This is a genomic window from Novosphingobium sp. GW835-FHT14H07, assembly GCF_058793515.1.
The window spans coordinates 179,699-198,942 of sequence record NZ_JBXAFX010000004.1 but is presented as its reverse complement, the minus strand read 5'-3'; the positions used below and the strand labels follow the sequence as shown (position 1 = coordinate 198,942).

The following is a 19,244-nucleotide window of genomic DNA, read 5'->3' as shown; positions in this document are numbered from 1 at the left end:
AGGAAGCGCGCACTCCTTTCCGCTATTTCCTGATCTGAATTCGTGCGATTTCCTGCATGCCCGGCCCATCCCGGTGGATGGACGTATCGGCCTTGTCCGGCCGCCAGGTGACGCTGATGCCGCCCGGGGCAATCCCGCGATTGGCCAGCGCTGTGACAATCGCCGCCAGACGCGCGTCGATCAGGCTGTCGCGCTTGGCCGGATCCCAGTTCTCGGTTTCGCGCGCGATGATCATCACGTTGACCGGGCCTCTGGCGGCCTGAAGCACGATCTGGTCGAGCACGGCCTGCGCATTGCCCATCAGGGTTGTGTCACCGAATTCGAAGCCAAGCTGGAGCATGGCCCCGGAAGGCGCATCGCCCGATGTGCTGACACCGTTGAGCGTGGCCGAGGGCACCGGTGCCGAGGGCGCGACGGGAAGCAGCGAAACGGGACCAGCCGATGCCGCGCCCTGCCGAAGCGGTGCAGCGAGCGCGCGACCGCGCAACTGATCGGCGGAAAATTCGGGAATGGTATCCTGCCGCTGCCCCATGCAGATCGAAGGATCGACTTTCGCTACCGCCGAGATCAGCCGCATCGTCGCTTCTTCCAGCGCGGTGCGGATGCCGAGTTGCAATGGCTCCTGTCCCTTGGCACCGACATTGATGTCGAACAGGTCTGTGCCGAAGAAACGGAAGACGTTCGCCCCAATCTCGTATCCGGTGAACTGCTTGGTCAGGCTGATCGTCTTGATCACTTCCAGCGACCGGGAGTTCACGATGCGCAGATCGACGGCAACGCTCTGGGTATAGACCCGCGCCTTCGGGCCAATATTGTTGATGACAACTTCACCGCCACCTGAACGGATATCGTAATTGAGTTCGGTGATGCCGCCGACGATGTAGTAGTCGGACTTGGTGATGGTGCCGCCGAAATAGGGAAGCCACGGCACGCGGTTGCCATTGACCTCATGCACGTCACCGTCGCCAAGCTGACGCCGGTCGGTGTAACCCAGTTCGCGTTCCGCTATGGTAGGGTCGAAGCGCTCCGCAATGGTCAGCGGCCCGCCGATCTTGCCAAGCGCCGAATAGACCATCAGCGCCCCGCCCTGCGTGATCGCGTTGCCCTCGTTGATCGAGTATTTGCCGGTGTAGTCCTTGACATCACCGACCGCGATCACACGGCGCGGCCCGTTTTGGGCAACGAGCTGATCACCAAAACAGGCCAGAGCGGCTTCCATAGGCGAGCGATTGTCGCGGACGGGTGTTCCAAGCGGCGTGGGTGCCTCACCTGGAGCCAGGCGCTGCGTGTTCACGCCGGGGTGAAGAGCCGAGCAGCCCGAAGTTGCGAGCGCTATCGCGACAAGTGCCGCCGAAGCACGCAGCTTCCCGAAGGCAAACGAAGAGAAAATCATATCGCCGCGTCAATTCAAAGAACTGTATTGGCATGCGGTCGACCCTGTCACCGTCGCGGTCTGGTCACCCGAATTGTCCTGTTCGGTATTGAGCGCCTGATAGTTGTCGCCGCGCACACTTGTGGAAATGGCGCCCGACGTGCTCGAACCGACTGAACCCGAATTGGACTGGTTGGCTGTGTTGCTTCCAGAACCGGATGCGCTGGCCAGCGTCGTGGTGTTGTCGTTGCCAGTCGAAGTGGAACTGTGCCCCGCAGTGGAAGGCGAATTGGCTACCGCGTTGGTCACGGAGTCGTTGCCGATCGCGCTCGCACCGACGGAGCAGTTATACTGACGATCGATATAGGTGTTATAGACAGGTGCCGCGTAGGTACCGTTCAGTTTCTTCCAACGCAGATCTTCAAGGTAGGCCCGGTTGACCTTGTCGGTGCTGGTCTGGAATTGCCATGCGACATTTTCGCCAACATTGTTGGCAAAAACCGGCGTCGGTATCAGCCCGGCTGCGGCTAGCGCTCCCATGAGGATGCGGAATTTGGACACTAGAATTTCTCCGTCACATGAGCTGGCAAGGATGTTCGCGCAAGCTTGGCGGTCGGCTGCTGGGCCGAAAGTGGCCAGCGCCGCAGTCGTGCGCCCCGATCAAGGGCATCTGAGAGGCGGGCGTGCTTATCGAGCGGCTCGCCTCGCCCCTCAGGCGCAGCCCGCTTCCCCCCAAGCCAGAGGCGGCTGCGCGATGAAGGCGCTGAAATGTCAAACGGCGAGACACCGCTCCGGACAGCCTTTGGCGGTCATATCCGAATGCGGTGCCTCGCCTCCCCGTGGCGCGACCCGAGGGAACCGGCGTGAAGGGGTAAGTTGCCGGACCAAGGGCATTGCCCCCGGAAACCAACGAGGTGTCTGGATGGCTATCGGACAATCCGAGACTTGGGCGCAGGCGCGACAGCGTCACTGGAATGCGCTCCAGATCGCCCAGGCGACGAAAGCCCAAAAGACAAGCGCGATGGGAAAGGCAGCGACGACGACAAGCACAAGTGGGCTTGCCTCTCCACCATCGTCCTGCACGCCTTGATAAAAGAAATCGCGATCCGGCACGCTCGATACGTCACGGTAATCGCTATCATCCAGCGCGCCTTTGCGTTCATCGAGCAAGATTGGCGAAAGCGTTGGAGACGAACTCATCCGAAAGCCCTCCACAATGCGATCAAGCCCCACCAGAGCAGAGCGCTCAGAGGGATGGCGATGAGAATGCCCCGTGGATTCCGGCGCTCGCACTCCGGCGCTTCGGCGCCAGGTTCGCACGGCATGATGAGCCATTCCCAGCGCCCCTTGGCGCTCGAATGCTCGCGACCGTTCATTGGCCTACCGCCATGCTGGAAGACGCGAGTGAATCATGGGCAGCATCACCGGACAGACCGGCTCCGAATGACCGCGGGCGACTCAGCGAAGGCCTTCCCCAGAAAAAGCCTTGCTGCCACCGGCAGCCTGCTTTTGCCGCCAATGCGGCCTGCTCTGCGGTTTCGACGCCCTCTGCGATAACCGTCGCACCGAGCGACCAGGCAAGACCGACAAGATGCTCGAATATGCCCTGCTGGGCTTCGCCGTAGCTCGCATAATGCAAAAAGAAGCGGTCGATTTTCACGAAATCGGGCGACAGCGCCATCACATTTCGGATCGACGCATATCCGGTTCCGAAATCGTCGATCGCTATCCGGCAGCCCAAAGAGCGCAGGCGATCCACGAAGCGCACCGCCTCGCTCATGTTGGGGATTGCGGATGTTTCGGTAATCTCCACAACCAGCCGACGCGCCACCCACGGCGCTTGCCGGAGGCGCTGCGCAGTCTCCTCCCAGAGATCGTCAAGAGCAGCGCTTCGTGCCGAAATATTGACGCCTATCGTGACCTCGCCTGGCTGACGATCAAGTTCGTCCAGCGCCATCGCCACTACACGGTGATCAAGGAGGCGAATGAAGCCGAGCCGCTCCAACGCGCCTAGCGCGCCCTCAAGAGAAGAAACCTGACCATCGCGATCAATATGACGAAGGCAGCCTTCCCAATAAAGCGCGCCTTCGAAGTCGCCTGCCTCCGCCGCCCGATCGGCATCCCTGACTGGCTGCCAGGCGAGGACCGGTTCAGCATCGCCGCCTTTGCTACCAAGCCCGGTCAGAAGCCCAGAAGCCATCGCCATATCGGAACGATATTGCTCGGCCCAACCACTGTCGGGTCGCGCAACGTCACCTGCGAAACCGCCTCCGACTTGACCAAGTACACTCGTCACTGTCGGCATTGCCGAAGCCGAAATCAGTTCGTCGACGGAAAGCGCGAAATGTATGCTGCCAACTGACGTCTCGACAGGCAGAAGGGGCGCGTCGGCGCACAACCGCTTCAACCAGTCGACGCATTCCGCAACCGAATTGCCTGACTGACCGGCATGGCGCCAGATAAGGCATTCCATGACACCGTTCGGGCCAGGCTCAACAAGGCCATTCACCCCTAGGGCATCGCTCAAGCGCCGCGTCAATTGAACCAGCACGGCGCGAGCCGCGTCTTCACCGTAAGCCTGACGGATATGGGGAAAGTTGTCGACGCGAAGACTGAAGCTCAGCGCAGCGCTTTCAACGAGGCGGCGACGAGGCAAAGGCAACGGGTGCACATTCCCGCCGACCTGCCCGCCATGAACGCTGCCCCCTCTCGCTGCCATTACGAACCCCTCCGAAACGCAGAAACAAAGAAAATAATCAATATAATCCCGCATCAGTTAAGAAGATAACGCGGATTAATTGATCGCATCAGTGAAATTCTGAAAAATAAATTCAGATTTCATTGCATTAATTAAGTACTTCCTTCGCGCCGAATTTTAGGAGAACGAAAATGTTTTTCGAACTATGGCAGCGGGTTAACTTGAGGATCATTAACAACCCTCAAGGCGAGATGCCGAGTCAATTTGGTGGCAATCCGGCGGCGTAATGGTGCCATTCCGGCGGTAGATTGCCTTCGCGACACCACGACGCGCAGATAGACAATTTTACGGTCACCATCGTCATTGCGGCATGCGCAACCGTTCTTTATGGACAGAGCGCATCGAGCCGAGCGCAAACGCAAAGGGCAGTGCAGCTGACTAAGAGCCACAACATCGAGCCCGATGGGACGAAAGCGACGCTCCCGCGCGAGTTGCTCCATGAACTGAAGCAGCCGCTTAATGTGATCCGCCTTGCCACGGACAATATCCGCGTGCGCATCCTGCCGCTTCTTGAAAGCGACGAGGCCGGGTATCTCGCAGCGAAGCTCGACCGGATCGAAAGGCAGATTTATCGCGCTGCGAACTTATGGGATATTGGCGTGGATGCGGGAGAATCGCTCGCAACTGCGCCGCGCCCTCTGAAGGACACGCCCCCCGCATAGGATCAGCGGTAAACGGGAATCACGGGGAACGGGCTCGCGCCTCGGAAATCAAAAAGCACGGCCCGCATTCACGAAACGAGGCACCGCGTCAACAGTGCGGCTGCAAACCCCGCTCTCCCTCGAGAGCCGATCCGTCAGGATTGGCGCCGCGCGATAGTATCCAGCAATTGAGACACATCGAGAGGCTTGATCAAGACCGGCGGCGCCGGTTTTGCGAACCTGCTCATCTGCGTTTCGGTGACCGGGCTGCCCGTAAGCAGCACAATGCAAGGCCCGCTGCCGTGCCAAACCTCGGCTATATCCAGTCCGCTTTCGAGGCCCAGACTGACGTCGATCACCGCCACCGTGAACGGGCTTTGACGTGCCTTATCCAACGCTTGCCCCACGGTATGCGCAAGCGTCACGGTCATGTCGTAGCTTTCAAGAAGCTCTGCAAGTTCCTCGGCGCTGTCGATGTCGTCCTCGACCAGGAGGACGCTCACTGCCTGCTCGCTCATTCTCCCTCCTGTTCTTCGCTCAGGATTTCCTCGACCGCGACCAGCAACTCCCGATAGTCGACCGGCTTGACGAATTGGGCCGACACACCCTGCTCCCGTCCGGCTCGCCGGAAATCCTGATCGCCATAGGCAGAAAGCAGCACGGCAGGGATATTGCTGTGCTCCCGCTGCTCGGTGCGGATGCGGTTCAGCAGTTCGATACCCCCCAGTCCGGGCAATTGAATATCGCAAATCATCAGATCGAAATGCGACTCGCCCAGCAAAGTCAGCGCCGCCAGACCGTCTCGGCACCCCTCGGCTCTGTATCCATGGTCGCGCAATTCCAGGAGCAGGTCTTCAAGCAGGTCCGCTTGATCTTCCACACACAGGATGCAGGCTGGCATGTTCATACTGTGACGTTCTGCCGCGCGCTGGTGCCTGAAACGGCAAGCCGGACGGCCGCGCCGCATTCGTTGCATGCGATCACGCGAACGCCGCCCGGCGATATGACAATTGTGCAGACAACATCGTATCTCATGGGACCACCTTCTATACCGGCCGACCTTCGGCCGCGACAAAAACCGTTGCCTGGTGTTCGTGCGTTTATCATAGGGCATCCCCCATGTGGAGTTGGCAGACGTCCGCGGGATAACCGACGACATTGGACGTCAAGCATGGGGATGGTACGAGATCATGTTGGTCAAGACGCTGACCGCCTGCGGAGCGACGATTTGGCGGGGGTATCCCGCAATCATCGCCGCCCTGCTGTCAGGCAGTCCGGCCCTGGCCCAAAGCGAAGAAGCCCATGACGATCTGATCGTCGTCACCGCCACCAAGCGCGCCGAGAACCTGCAATCGGTGCCGATCTCGATCTCCGCGATCAGTGGCGACACGCTGACGAGCGCGCGCGTAACCAATGTCGACACCCTCGTCAGCAGAGTGGTCAACCTGCAACTCAATTCGGTCGTTGGAGACAACACACCGATCTTCGCCATGCGCGGCGTGTCCATGTCCGACTACAGCCTCAACCAGTCCAGCCCGGTCGCGACCTATTACGACGAGGTCTACAAAGGCAATTTCGCCCTGCTTGGCGTTTCCATGTTCGACCTTGAACGCGTTGAGGTTCTGCGCGGGCCACAAGGCACACTCTATGGCAAGAACACCACTGGCGGCGCGGTCAATCTGATCGCGCGAAAGGCGAGCCTGGGGAAGACGGACGGCTATTTCACCGCAGGCTATGGCAATTACGACCGCATCGACAGCAACGGCGCGATCAACCTGCCGCTTGGCGACATGGCTGCCTTGCGCCTTGCGGGCACTTTCGCTCGGGCAGATGGCTGGTTCAGGAACGTCGTGCCGGGCAAGGCCGACCTCGCCTCGGTGCGCGAATGGGCACTCCGCACGACCATCTATGCAGAACCGGCCGATAGTCTGCGCCTGACCCTGCGCGCTTCGACGAGCAAGCAAACGCCGCGCAACTATGGTGTCTATGCGCAGCCCGAAGCGGTCAATCGAATGGGCCTCGGCAAGTGGGAAATCGCTTCCAATATCGATGAGCGCCGCTTTGCGGAAACCTGGTCAGTCGCGGTAACCGCCGATGCGGACATCGCGGACTGGCTGACGCTGACCAGCATCACTTCTTACGACAAAGGCAAGCTCTGGTTCTATGAAGACACCGACGGCACGGCCGCACAAACCCTGGAAATCCCCTATTTTGACGATGCCAGCCAGGTAGCGCAGGATTTGCGGCTCACCAGCGACCTCGCGGGGCCCTTCGACTTCATTCTGGGCTTCTATCTCAGCCGGGAGAAGGTGCTCAACGCTACCACTCTCGAGATCGCCAAGGATGTCGATTCCGATGGCATTCCAGGCATCACCGCCAACGACTGCGCTGTTGGACTGCCGCTCGCCTGCCTGTTCAGCAACCGCTTCAGGCAGGTCAAGAAGAGCCTCGCCATCTACAGCGACGTCCAATATGCCATCTCCGATGCGCTGACCTTGCGCGGCGGCCTGCGCTATACCGATGACCGTGGCGTCCAGGCCGATTTCGAGGCTAACGCCCTGGGCATCGACGGCACGCTGGTCGCCAATCTGATCCCGTTGTCCGAGCTTCGCTACAGCACCCAAAACCTGTCTGGAAAGATCGGTTTCGACTACAACTTGACCGGTGGCGGCCTCCTGTACGTGCACGCCAGCCGCGGATACCGCGCTCCGAGCTTCAATGCCCAGGCCTTCTTCGATCCATCGGAACTCACCGTGGCCAAGCCCGAGGAGGTGACTGCCTATGAAGCGGGCGCCAAACTACGGCTTGCGGGCGGCGCGGTCACGCTGAACATGGCGGCCTTCCATTACGACTACCACAACCAGCAGTTCATCAATGTCGATCCAAGCAACGCCGCACAAACGCTGCTCAACATCGACAAATCGCGGATCTATGGCGCCGAAGCCGAGTTTTCGTTCCGTGCCAGCGAGACCCTGTCACTGCGCGGCGGACTGGGCCTGCTATCAGCCAGGATCGTGCGCGGCTCGGTCAGCGGCGTGAACGTCGCGAACAACCGTCTCTCGAACGCGCCGCGACTGACATTCAATCTGGGTGCAGACCTGACCCTGCTCGACACCGGCATCGGTCGTCTGTCGCTCCACCCTAACGCGACCTATCAATCTAGCCAGTTCTTCGAGGTGTTGAACATCCCCAGATTGCGTCAACCGGGCTATGCCATTTTCGAGGCGCATCTCGACTTTGCAACTTCGGATGGCCGCTGGCACGCTTCGCTATGGGGCAAGAATTTGACCGACAAGCACTATTTCACATCGCGCATCGATCTTCTGACAGGCTTCGGACTGGACTACAATCACATCGGCGCTCCGCGGACCTATGGCATCACCATGGGGGCCAGCTTCTGAAAAGGGCGGCTTGAAGCCGGCGCGCCGCATTCGAAAACGAACACGCCATCGACATTCGGCCGCGATCTCTTCAGGCCTGCAACGTACCGGTCAAGGCCGAGACCGAACGCGACCGCATTCGAGCAATGCCGCCATTGCCTGGCCGATCCTCAACATGCAGGGCGTCACGCAGCGACATTCTGATGCGAAAGCATGACCGGAACGGTCAGTCTGACAACCGTCCCGGTGTCATCGGACGCGATCGCAAGATCGCCGCCGAGCGATACGACGAGCTTGCGCGCAATATACAACCCCATGCCCGCCCCCTCGATTCCGGTCGAACTGCGACCGCGATAGAAACGCTGTCCGACATAGGCGAGATCCTCGTCGGGAATGCCCGGACCATTGTCGGCGACAGTGATGTGTACAAGGTCGCCATCCGGGTGAAGCGTGATCAGGATCGGTGTTTCGGCGGCAGTATACCGCATGCAGTTATCAAGCACCGACCCGAGGGCAATCGGCAAGGCCGGACCATCGGCGATCGGCGGTCCCTGATCGGGGAGATCGAGCGTCAACCGCGACGAGGGGATGATGGAGCAGGCTATGTCCCGAACCAGTGCGCCGGAATCCACGGCACCGGTCTGGTCTCGGTTGCCGTGGGCAAAATCCATGGCGGTGCTGTCGACCAGCTTGCCGAGCAGCGTCGAAATGGTCTGGACCGAACTGCGCAATCGTCCCGCCCGCTTGCGCAGTTCGGCTGCTGTGAGGGCCTCGGCTTTGCGATCGATAATCTGCGCACCGCTGTCGATCACGGACAAAGGCGTGCGCAATTCATGCGACATGATCCGTACGAACCGTATCTGCTCTTCGTTGGCGGCGCGCTGCCGCATCAGTGCGAGACTGAGCGCCCGCTCCTGCGCGCGAATCCGGTCATGGGCGTCGCCAAGACGGTTGCCGGTGTCCACGATGCGGTGCCCCAGATCGTCGAGTTCGGTGATGCTCGATCCCGCGAAACCTTGCCGGTAACCCCCATCGCCGATGCGCCGGATCAGCCGGGTAATCTCGTCCAGCGGCGCCGCTACCCTTGTGCTCATCCGGTTCGCGCGCCGATAGAGGAACAGGAAGAACAGAACATAAAAGAGAAACAGGACCGCCAGCATGACCAAGCCCACCATTTCAAACCTGGCGCGCAGCATATCGGCTTTGGCGTGAATGCGCGCCGTTGGCGCGATCACCACCAGCCGCCAGTCCGCACCGGCGATGCGGGCGAAGCTCGCGAGCTGGCGACCATTGGCAAAATCGAGATTCACGAAGCCGTCCGGTGCCTTCACCATGGCGCTGGCCAGCACCTTCATGTCCTCGCGCTTGAAGATGTTGAACTGATCAGGCTTGAAGGTGTCGGACATGATTGCCTGCGCGTAATGATGCGCGGTCAATTCCTTGAGGCCGAAGTCCCGCTCGCCGGCCGGCGGCATCGCAATGATGCCGCCTTTACGGTCGATCAGCACTGCATAGGCGCCCCAGGGAAGGCGAAGGCCATTGAGGCGATTGACGATGGTATCGAGCGTCAAATCGATACCCACCACGCCTTCGAGCTTTCGTCCGCGCCAGACCGGCGCAATCGATGAGACCATCCATCCGTGCCCTGCCGGATCGATATAGGCATCTGTCCACACAGGGCGGCGGGCAGGATTGTGGGCTTCGTCCGCCTCATAATAGAAATTGTAGCTGGGAATGACCATGCCCGGAGCATATTGCTTGCCCGCATCGACGTAGGGATAGATCCTGTTGTAGCTGTCGAACGTGTTGAAATAGATCGACGCGATAGAAGGATCACTTTGCTTGATGTCGATCATGAGGGGATCGAGGGCGGCAAGCTTCCAGACCTTGGCAATCTGTTCCGGTCCTACTGGCGCCGCATTGCTGTAAAAACTCGCGGTCGTACCATTGTCGTAGCGTGTCAGAAAAACGCCTGTTGGCGACAAGTCATAACGCGCCCTTTCCGCCGCGGACGGGCTATAGTCGCCTTCAAGCGCGCGCAAGGTCTGGCGGGCGAATGTGCCCGTCCTGCGAGAAACATCTGACAGACTCGTATTGATCGTCTCGGCCTCGCGGCGCGCGACGTCGGCAAGAAAATCGCGCGAGACGGCATTGAGTTCGGCGATGTTCTGACGATAGATTATGACATTGCTGACCCAGTAGACCGCCAGAAAACCGATTTCTATGACGAGGAGAGGAATGATGGCCGAACGCAGATAGGAGCGCCAAAGCCATTTGCGGAGCGGAAGGCTCCCTTGAGCGCCGTGGTTGCGGTCACATGAATTGTCTGCGATCAGTTCATCATCCCCACGCCGCCACTTGCTGCGCAGAACTTTCAACAAACCTTTTGAGACGATGCGGCTGAAATCCAATTTTCCTTACCTGAACGCAGATAGCCTCGAAGCCTTTTCGCTTCTGGGGTGTCCGCTTTACATCTACAGCTTCGAAACGCAAAGAATCTGCTGGGCGAACCGCCCCGCAATGGGATTCTGGGATGCCACCAGCGAAGAGGAACTGCTGAACCGGCTCTTGACGCCATACAGCGATTCGACGCGCATCCGCCTTGGTGATTATCGCGAGGCGTTCGGAAGGGCAGAGATTCGGCACGAGAGCTGGACCTTCTATCCGCGCGGCAGGGCGACAGCGGCGATGTGCCGTTGCAGCGGGGTGAGCCTCGATGGACACGATCAGGCCATGCTCGTGGAAATAGAGGCCCGGCTCGATACCGAATTGCCGTTCGCAGACCTGCGCTCGCTAGAGGCGCTGCGCCATACGCGGCTGATGATTTCTCTGTTCACCGAAGAGGGCAGTCTGCTGACCCAGAATCCGGCTGCGACCCGGACCTTCGGCCATCTTGGGGGAAGCGCCGGAAACGAAAGCGACTGTTTCCGGGCAATGTTTGCCGATCCGGACGCCATCGTCAGCCTGCTGGCAGAAGGTCGCGAGCAAAGCGGGATCAAGACGACTGCGGTCATGGCGCTCCCCGATGCCCCGGTTCATTCGCTCGATATTTCATTTGTCAGCGATCCGGTGACCGCGCGGCGCTCGATCCTGGTTACGCAGGAAGACATCTCCCCGCTCATCGAAATGTCGCGCCAGCTCGCCGCAAGCGAATATGCGCTCGACGCCGTGCTCAATCTCAATCTGGCGCCCTCACTGGTGCTGTCGGTCGGCGAATGCCGCGTCGTCAAGGCCAATCATTCTGCGCAGCAGCTGCTGGGCGAGGCAATCCACGAGAATGACGGATGCGAAGCGGTATTCGAGACGCCGGATGACTTTGCACGGCTGAAAGGCATGATTCTGGCCAGCGGCACCGGAGCACTGCCAACACGGCTGCGCGTTCAGGATGGGCGCTATCTCTGGTTTCACATAGTCGGCGCACGCATCCGTTACGAGCGCGACGACGCCGTCGTCTTGCTGATGACCGATGTCGATGACGTGTACCGTTCGACGGCGGACCTTGAAGCGGCGCTTTCGAGCGAACGGCGTATCAGCGACATTCAGCGGCGCTTCCTGGCGATCGCTTCCCATGAATTCCGCACGTCGCTTGCCATCATCGACAGCGCTGCACAGCGCCTGGAGCGGCGCGCAGACGAGAAAACGCCGGAACAGATCCGCAGCCGGGCCTCACGCATTCGCGGTTCGATCAAGAGCCTTCTCCATCTGCTGGACAGCACGATCGAGCGCGTCAGGCTGGACCAGATCGAACTGGGATACCGCCCGGAACCTGCCTGCCTCGCGCAAGCCGTCGATCATGTCGTCCAGTCGTTCCGCGAAAGAGATGCGGAAACGATTTTCGAGATCGAGGGTGGTGAGCTTCCGGTCATTGCCTTTGATCGCCCGCTGATCGAGCGTGTGCTGAGCAACATCATTGCCAACGCGATCAAGTATTCGGACGCGCCGGCGCGCATCCGGATCGACCTCAGGGCATTGGAGCAGACGGTGCAGATCGAAGTGCGCGATCATGGCATCGGTATTCCTGAAAGCGAGCGCGACAGGGTATTCGAAGCTTATGCGCGGGCCTCCAATGTCGGCCCGGTTGAAGGCTCGGGGCTTGGGCTCGCGATCGTTAATCAGATCATCGATCTGCACGGGGGATCGGTTGCAATTGTCGATACGCAGGGCGAAGGAACGACGATCCGGATCACGCTGCCGCGCTTGTGAACGGGGCGCATCAATCCGCCTGCATTGCTGCCATTTTGAAACCGAAATGGTTGCAGCACGAGACAGGCAGATCGTGCGTCACCGCCAAATTGGCGAGAGTCGGCGGAAACGAGTCTGACCTGTTATCGACTGGGGCATCGCAATGCGGGTTCGGCCTTTGGTGCGATGGCGCATGTGGAGCCACCGATCCGCCGGTATCAGCCCACAGGCCAGATCAACCCACAGGAACGCCGTGACTGCGCCACATTGAGGAAAGATACTGCGTGATCGCCTCAAGCGTTGCGGATTCCAGCGCCAGCAATGTGCGGCGCTTGTCCTTGGGATCCTGCCACCGCCGCACCAGGCCTGCCGCGACAAGTTGCCGCACGTAGCGAAGCGCCGTGGTGAAGGGAACCTGCGTGGCGGCGCAGACGCTGGACGGCGGCACCGCCTTGTCCTTGAGGCCGGCCGAGGCGAGTTCAAGCAGAATATCCCATGCCGGATCGGCAAACAGACTGGTATCAAGGAAGGCTGATCGGCTCTGGCGGGATTTGATGATCGAGCGGACGAAGACCTGCAATTCTTCCGCAGTCGGCTCGCGAACTTCCCGATTGGCGGCAGCCGGGATTGGCGTGAGGCTGGCCGCAAGACCGCCGCGTCCGAGCATCTTGGCTAGGTTGAACTGGCCGACGAGTTGAGTCCAACGCGTGGCTGCGCGGCGCAAAGATGCGGCCAGCGCGCTTCGCCCTACCGGCTTGGTCAGAAAGTCGATTGCATTCGAACGCATCGCCTGCACAGCGAGATCGAGCGATCCGTCACCGGTAATGATAATTGCGACAATCGGGCGCAGCGCAGCAAACCGCGCCGAAAGCTCTTCAAGCATGGTGACGCCGTCCATCAGCGGCATCCTGAAATCGGCGAGAACGATACCAATCCGCGGGTTGTCAGCGATCATTCGCAGCGCGTGTCCCGGCGACGTGGTTTTTTGGCAAGGGTAGCCCAGCGCCTCGATCATCTCTGCATATTCGTCGAGACATTCCTCATCGTCATCGACGATGAGAATCTCGCACTGGCTTGCCTCGGGCAAGAGCATGAGCTTGTCAAAAGCTCCATCCGAATGATTCATCGCCTCGCTTCGCCCCACCGGCTATTACAGCCAAATTCCCACTGTTTGCATTCTCATTGCGCAGCAATCCCTCACTTTCCCAAGGGAAAATGGTGCATGATTGGCACCGTTTTTTGCGCAGGAGGCAAGCGCCGGGCGCTCTGCCGCCGTGCACGAGAAGGCGATACGCCCATATCGGATGATTGCAAATCAATTAAGCTAGCAATGATGGTGTATCATCGATTAATATCAATAATTTATAAATATATAATGCAGAAAGTACAGAGTTTTATGGCCGATCTCTTCGATATATTAAGGTTAATTTGATTCAAATATTTCTTTTATTTTCTCCTGCATGGTCAATCTCCTTTTCAAGACGAGAACCGGTTTCCATTCTTCGGGCAAGAGTTTCGACAAACCGCTCCCAACGCTCCCGGCCGACGGCCTGTGCAGCTTGGCCTTGCGAGTCGGGCGGGGCGACGTGATTTGTCAGCCAGAACCGGATAAAAATGGCCAGGGTCTCGGCACCAAGTTCAACATGCCACTGCAGACGAGCGATGTCTCGTGTCATGCGGTCCAGCCGGCGGCTGAGAGAAGCTTCGAGCCGATCAGCAGCGTCCGGCGACAGGAAGGAGGCCAGTGCCGCTTCGATGATCGCGGTTTGCGACGCCTTGCGCGTTCGCGCACGATCGGCAAGCGCGCGAGCGAGATCGGCCGGCAGGCGAACGCTGCGCTTGACATGCCCTCCGCTCATAGCAGCAGCCCGTCATCGGGATCCAGCAAGGCGTTGCGGGCATTGCGCCTCATCAGCCGGTCGGCTTGCCGCCGCGCCTGAGCGCCATCCTCCTCCTGCGCATCGTTCCGGTCGAAATCGAACTCATTGGCCTGGGGCGTGGGATCGGAGGCGATATTCTCATGCTCGCCCAATTCCGGCTCCTGCCGGATCCCGGCATTGGCCGCATCGCCCGTAGCTTCAGCCTCACCGGCATCGACAGGCGTATCCGTCGCAACACCGTCCTCGCCCTCCTTTCCGGTCACTTCTTCGGCCTGGGCAGCAGTCGGCTGCGGCAGAGGCGGCGCCTCCACCGGGTCGAGCATGGTCCAGTCATCACGGGGCCGCTGCTCGGGGGCGAGCGGCTTTGGTTCAGGCGGCGGCAGGAGCCGCGCGTTGAAGCGCGGATCGAGATAATAGCGCGCCTTGGCCGCGCGGATCGGCGGGGTGCTGGCGACGAAAACAAGTTCCTCATCCTCGGAGAATTGCTGAATCTCGCCCGGTGTCAGCAGAGGCCGCGCGGTTTCGGTGCGCGAGACCATGACATGCCCCAGCCAGGGCGCGAGCCGGTGGCCGGCATAGTTCTTCATCGAGCGCTGTTCGGTCGCGGTCCCGAGCGCGTCGGACACGCGCCTGGCGGTGCGATCGTCATTGGCGGCGAAGGCGACGCGGACATGGCAGTTGTCGAGAATCGCATTGTTCTGGCCATAAGCCTTCTCGATCTGGTTCAGCGACTGGGCGATCAGGAAGGCCTTGATCCCATAGCCCGCAACATAGGCGAGCGCGCTTTCGAAGAAATCGAGCCGGCCGAGCGCGGGAAACTCGTCGAGCATGAACAGGAGACGCTGGCGCTGGCCCTTGACGGTCAGTTCCTCGGTCAGTCGCCGGCCGATCTGGTTGAGCATGAGGCGCACCAGCGGCTTGGTCCTGCTGATGTCGCTGGGCGGGATCACCAGATAGAGCGAGACGGGCACGGGCGAGGATACCAGATCGGCGATGCGCCAGTCGGACGAGCCGGTGACCCTGGCGACGACGGGATCGCGATAGAGGCCGAGAAACGACATGGCAGTCGAGAGCACGCCCGAGCGTTCGTTGTCGGACTTGTTGAGCAGTTCCTGCGCGGCGGCGGCGACGACCGGATGGACGCCGGCCTCACCCAGATGGCGGGTCGCCTTCATCCGCCGCAAGGTTTCCTCGACCGGGCGCCGGGGATCGGAGAGGAAAGCGGCGACGCCGGCCAGCGTCTTGTCCGCCTCGGCATAGAGGACATGGAGGATGGCGCCGACCAGCAGGGCATGGCTGGTCTTTTCCCAATGGTTGCGCTTTTCGAGGCTGCCTTCGGGATCGATCAGCACGTCCGCGACATTCTGGACATCGCGCACCTCCCACTCGCCCTTGCGGACCTCGATCAGCGGATTGTAGCCGTTGGATAAAGGATTGGTGGGATCGAACAGCAGAACCCGGCCATGCGCCGCGCGGAAGCCCGCGGTCAGCTGCCAGTTCTCGCCCTTGATGTCATGAACGATGCAACTGCCCGGCCAGGTGAGAAGCGAGGGGATGACCAGGCCGACGCCCTTGCCAGAGCGGGTCGGCGCGAAGCACAGTACATGCTCGGGACCGTCGTGGCGCAGATAGCGTTTCCCCTGCCAGCCGATCACCACGCCGTCATCGGCATGGAGCCCGGCCTTGCGGATCTCCTTGTCCGTTGCCCAGCGCGCCGAGCCATAGGTTTCGGATTTCTTCTCCTCGCGCGCGCGCCAGACCGACATGGCGATCGCGACGACGACGGCGGCCATGGCGCCCAAGACCGCGATGAAGCCGCCGGTCTCGAAGATCTTCGGGGCATAGGCGTCATAGGCGAACCACCACCAGAAGAAGGCAGGCGGCGGATAGATCGGCCACGGCCCCAGCCAGAACCAGGGCTGGCCCAGTTCACTCTGATAGGCAAGCGCGGCCGCCGTCCATTGCGTTGCGGCCCAGACGCCAAACAGAGTCAGGGTGATGACGGCCAGCACCTGGCCCCAGAGTATCTTGGTTGCGGACATGATAGCGCCCTTAATGAGCGCCGGCATCGTGCCGCCGACGCGGGAGGGCATATCAAGAAACGCAGAACTGGCTCTGCTTCAACAGACGATTGCGACAAGCGCAGACTGGCGCAGAAAGACAGGAACTGGCGTGCCTTCTTCTGCGGACACCGGATGTTTGACGGGCGCAAGGGCAAGTCTTTTCATGCCGCTGCGCGCTGGCCTTGTGGAAGCTGCTTGCCCATTGAACCGCCGCTACCGCGTATGCCATTGTCATACGCAAAGGAGTGTCATCATGGCAAAGGCATCACCGGCCATTATCAGCGTGCGCGTCAGCCAGCAGGAACGCGCCATGCTGGAGGCTGCTGCGCAGGCGGCACGAACAAACCTCAGCGACTTCATACGGTGCCGGGCTGTCGAGGCAGCGGAGGAAGATATGCTCGAACGTCGGCAGGTTGTCATTGCAGCCAAGGATTGGGAGAGGTTCGAAGCCTGGGTTCATGAAGAGCCGAGGCAGGTCGACGCGCTCGGCAAGCTCGCCGCATCGCGACCCGCATGGGAGAGGTAACGCCGCCCCGTCCGCTGGCGGAGGGGGATGATTGCGAGGCGTTCGACTGCGGGCGGGAATCGCTCAACCGCTGGTTTCGTCGTAACGCATGGCGCAATCAGGAATCGGGCGTGTCACGGACCAGTGTGATCTGCGATCTCGCGACGGGGCGGGTCGTCGGCTTTGTCAGCCTTTCCGCTTCCCAGATCGAGCGCGCGTTCGTCGCAAGGGCCGATCAGCGTAACCGTCCCGATCCCCTCCCGGCGCTGCTGCTGGGCCAGCTCGCGGTCGATCAAGACCATCAGGGACGCGGTTACGCCCGATCGCTGATGCTGTTCGCGCTCACGACCGCAGTGCGTCTTTCACGAAGCATTGGCTGTTTCTGTGTGCTCACGCATCCGCTCGACAACGAGGTGCGGGACTTCTACCGCCGCCACGGTTTCGAGGATCTCCCCTTTGACCCTAATCGCAGCATGGCGGTGCGCATCATCGACCTCGTTCGCAACGGGTTCGGCGCGGACGACTGAGGCGTCGTGGCCCTACATTCATGAAGTCGGGACAGGATCGCTCCATCCCCTCGACGGCTTATAGCCCGATCCCCCGACCGCGCGCGAGCGACCAGTCTACCCCGCCGCCGGGCTGCATGGTTCCGGTGATATGCAGGCCCAGATGCGGATCGAGCGCGGGCCGCCAGGGCACGAGCTGGAAACCCACCCCGTCATCGATCATGGCGAAGCGTCCCGAGGCCAAAGCGACGCACTCGCGGTAGATGCCGCTCACATAGTCGCCTGGCCCCGAAGGGCGATGGACAAGGCCCGTGCGCTGCACGATGGCGTCGATCTGCTGCTCGATCTCCTTTTCCCGGAGCGTTGCAATCAGATCGCGCGCGAAGAGGAAGCCGGTTCCGCGTCGCTGAGCGAGCCCCTGGGTTTCGAGATGGTGAGCGCGCGCATCCATTGCATCGCGGATGTCCTGCCCGAACCCGTTGCCGGTCGCCACCGGATCGCGCGCGATCAGCTGACGATCGAGCCAGGTCGCGCCCGGCGCTTGCACCTGTTCGGCCAGCGTGAGGTCTGAGCGGGTCGCGAGCGAGAGCCGGCTGTTGCCCTTCGCATCCTGCCAGACGCGGGTCTCGACGATCGCGCCAGTCATGGCGTCGCCGGTCATGTCGATATCGCCGAAACGCAGATGATGGGTGCGCCCGTCGGCGCCGTCGATCACGGCATAAGCGGTGCCGATCAGTTCATCATGCAGCCCGCGTTCGACCAGTCGGCCGATGATCGGATCGGCCGGCGCCGCGTTGTGAAGCGTCAGGCTGCACAGATCAATCGCGCGGCCTTGTCCCTGCAGGGCGCGGTGCATGGTCTTGATGATGTCGGTGCGGATCGAAAGGTCGCGCAGCGTCTGCTCGGCGCCGGCACGGATCGTCCAGACCGCCGGACCCTGAGCGTCGGCAAGGCCCATCCGTTCGAGTTTCTGCGCCCGCCCGATCAGCAGTCGGTGCATCTGGGGATCATCGCCAGCCTGCAGCCGCAGATCCACGACGCCCGCCATCTCCTGGGCCATGCGCTCCAGCCGGCGATCAAGGCCGGTCCAGCGATCGGCGTCGACCTCGCGTTCGAGCGCGGTCCGAATCTCCTGCTCGCTGCGCGGCCCCAGCTCGAGCGTAACGCGCGCCTGCGCCCGGTCGCGCAGCCCTTCGCGGATATAATCGCGGTCGATGACGAGATCGGCGCCGGTGTCGTCCACCCCGCGCAGCAGCACATGGATATGGGGATTGTCGGTGTTCCAGTGATCGACCGCGACCCAGTCGAGCCGGGTGCCCAGATCACGCGCCATATCGTCCATCAGTTCGCGAGTGAAGGCGCACAGGTCCGCCATGTCGGCGGCGTCCTCAGGGCTGACGATGAAACGGAAATGATGCCGGTCATCCTCGCAGCGTCCCGCGAAGGCCTTGCCATCCGCAGCATCGCCACGCCCGTCAAACAGGTTGGCGTCGCGCCCGTCGCGGGTGACGCCGTCGCGTTTCAGATAGGCGATGTGCCGGGCGAGCGGCGCCGAACGATAGCGGCTGCCGCGATGCCGCACGACACGCGCCTTGATGACGACGCGGCGGGCATTGGCGGGCGAGCGAGCATTGAGCCGGGCGATGCGGCCGCGGCCATGACGCCCGGTCCCACGCCCCCGCGACGGCCCCTTGCGGCTATAGCCCGCCTTCGCGGCGGCGTGCTTGACCTGGGCGGCGAGGCTCTGCGCCTTGCGCCCCAAGCCGCTTCCCGCGTCGCGGCTCCTTCCCGGCCGCACCTCGAAATCATCGTCGCCGATGGTCATAGGGGCCTCGAAAATGGCGTTGCCACCCGCTGACACCTTGAATTGACGCGACAATCGCCAAAACGCGCCACCCGGCCCAATGCCGTGCCACCTGGAGAAACCCTACAATCCCAACCACATGACGCCCCACAG

16 protein-coding genes are annotated in these 19,244 nt (G+C 61.3%); 5 read left to right on the top strand and 11 right to left on the bottom strand.

The genetic code is table 11. From position 1 onward, the window contains the following. Positions 1–22: 22 nt before the first annotated feature. From AC1Q5P_RS06015 to AC1Q5P_RS06000, 4 genes are all read right to left on the bottom strand, one after another. Positions 23–1,393 (bottom strand): CsgG/HfaB family protein, encoded by a 1,371-nt coding sequence (locus AC1Q5P_RS06015; RefSeq protein ID WP_492518451.1) that lies wholly within the window; start codon positions 1,391–1,393, stop codon positions 23–25. A 9-nt stretch (positions 1,394–1,402) separates the two neighbouring features. After that, positions 1,403–1,933 (bottom strand): hypothetical protein, encoded by a 531-nt coding sequence (locus tag AC1Q5P_RS06010; protein WP_492518450.1) that lies wholly within the window; start codon positions 1,931–1,933, stop codon positions 1,403–1,405. A gap of 405 nt (positions 1,934–2,338) precedes the next feature. Next, positions 2,339–2,542, bottom strand: a complete 204-nt coding sequence (locus tag AC1Q5P_RS06005; protein WP_492518449.1) for a hypothetical protein — start codon at positions 2,540–2,542, stop codon at positions 2,339–2,341. 202 nt (positions 2,543–2,744) lie between these two features. Continuing rightward, positions 2,745–4,145 carry an EAL domain-containing protein gene (locus tag AC1Q5P_RS06000; protein ID WP_492518448.1) on the bottom strand — a complete coding sequence of 467 codons (1,401 nt, stop codon included), beginning with the start codon at positions 4,143–4,145 and terminating at the stop codon, positions 2,745–2,747. A 353-nt stretch (positions 4,146–4,498) separates the two neighbouring features. Here AC1Q5P_RS06000 and AC1Q5P_RS05995 point away from each other — a divergent pair, with 353 nt between their 5' ends. After that, entirely contained in the window at positions 4,499–4,792 is a 294-nt protein-coding gene (locus AC1Q5P_RS05995; protein ID WP_492518447.1) for a hypothetical protein, read from the top strand. A gap of 134 nt (positions 4,793–4,926) precedes the next feature. Here AC1Q5P_RS05995 and AC1Q5P_RS05990 read toward each other — a convergent pair whose 3' ends face one another. Beyond that, positions 4,927–5,289 carry a response regulator gene (locus AC1Q5P_RS05990; protein WP_492518446.1) on the bottom strand — a complete coding sequence of 121 codons (363 nt, stop codon included), beginning with the start codon at positions 5,287–5,289 and terminating at the stop codon, positions 4,927–4,929. Continuing rightward, entirely contained in the window at positions 5,286–5,678 is a 393-nt protein-coding gene (locus tag AC1Q5P_RS05985) for a response regulator (RefSeq protein ID WP_492518445.1), read from the bottom strand. Before AC1Q5P_RS05985 ends, AC1Q5P_RS05990 begins: the two co-directional genes overlap by 4 nt. A 283-nt stretch (positions 5,679–5,961) precedes the next feature. Between AC1Q5P_RS05985 and AC1Q5P_RS05980 the strand changes: the two genes are divergently transcribed. Continuing rightward, complete coding sequence (locus AC1Q5P_RS05980; protein WP_492518444.1) at positions 5,962–8,172, top strand: TonB-dependent receptor; 2,211 nt, start codon at positions 5,962–5,964, stop codon at positions 8,170–8,172. A gap of 164 nt (positions 8,173–8,336) precedes the next feature. On the opposite strand, the gene AC1Q5P_RS05975 is transcribed toward AC1Q5P_RS05980, so the two are convergent. After that, positions 8,337–10,529: an ATP-binding protein gene (locus AC1Q5P_RS05975; RefSeq protein WP_492518443.1), complete on the bottom strand. Its 2,193-nt coding sequence runs from the start codon at positions 10,527–10,529 to the stop codon at positions 8,337–8,339. A 16-nt stretch (positions 10,530–10,545) separates the two neighbouring features. On the opposite strand from AC1Q5P_RS05975, the gene AC1Q5P_RS05970 reads away from it, so the two are divergent. After that, the gene (locus tag AC1Q5P_RS05970; RefSeq protein WP_492518442.1) at positions 10,546–12,354 is read left to right on the top strand and encodes a sensor histidine kinase; all 1,809 of its coding nucleotides are present in this window, start codon (positions 10,546–10,548) and stop codon (positions 12,352–12,354) included. A gap of 214 nt (positions 12,355–12,568) precedes the next feature. On the opposite strand, the gene AC1Q5P_RS05965 is transcribed toward AC1Q5P_RS05970, so the two are convergent. The 3 genes from AC1Q5P_RS05965 to AC1Q5P_RS05955 form a co-directional block, all read right to left on the bottom strand. Then, entirely contained in the window at positions 12,569–13,459 is an 891-nt protein-coding gene (locus AC1Q5P_RS05965; RefSeq protein ID WP_492518441.1) for a response regulator, read from the bottom strand. Between the two features lie 307 nt (positions 13,460–13,766). Then, positions 13,767–14,192, bottom strand: a complete 426-nt coding sequence (locus tag AC1Q5P_RS05960; protein WP_492518440.1) for a CopG family transcriptional regulator — start codon at positions 14,190–14,192, stop codon at positions 13,767–13,769. Then, positions 14,189–16,255 carry a conjugal transfer protein TraG gene (locus AC1Q5P_RS05955; protein ID WP_492518439.1) on the bottom strand — a complete coding sequence of 689 codons (2,067 nt, stop codon included), beginning with the start codon at positions 16,253–16,255 and terminating at the stop codon, positions 14,189–14,191. Before AC1Q5P_RS05955 ends, AC1Q5P_RS05960 begins: the two co-directional genes overlap by 4 nt. 274 nt (positions 16,256–16,529) lie before the next feature. Here AC1Q5P_RS05955 and AC1Q5P_RS05950 point away from each other — a divergent pair, with 274 nt between their 5' ends. After that, on the top strand, positions 16,530–16,802 hold the full coding sequence (locus AC1Q5P_RS05950; protein WP_492518438.1) for a type II toxin-antitoxin system TacA family antitoxin: 273 nt from the start codon (positions 16,530–16,532) through the stop codon (positions 16,800–16,802). Beyond that, positions 16,790–17,308, top strand: coding sequence for a GNAT family N-acetyltransferase (locus AC1Q5P_RS05945; RefSeq protein ID WP_492518437.1), 519 nt, complete (start codon positions 16,790–16,792; stop codon positions 17,306–17,308). The genes AC1Q5P_RS05950 and AC1Q5P_RS05945 overlap by 13 nt, the downstream gene beginning before the upstream one ends. A 58-nt stretch (positions 17,309–17,366) precedes the next feature. Here AC1Q5P_RS05945 and AC1Q5P_RS05940 read toward each other — a convergent pair whose 3' ends face one another. After that, entirely contained in the window at positions 17,367–19,112 is a 1,746-nt protein-coding gene (locus AC1Q5P_RS05940) for a relaxase/mobilization nuclease domain-containing protein (RefSeq protein ID WP_492518436.1), read from the bottom strand. Positions 19,113–19,244: the final 132 nt, after the last annotated feature.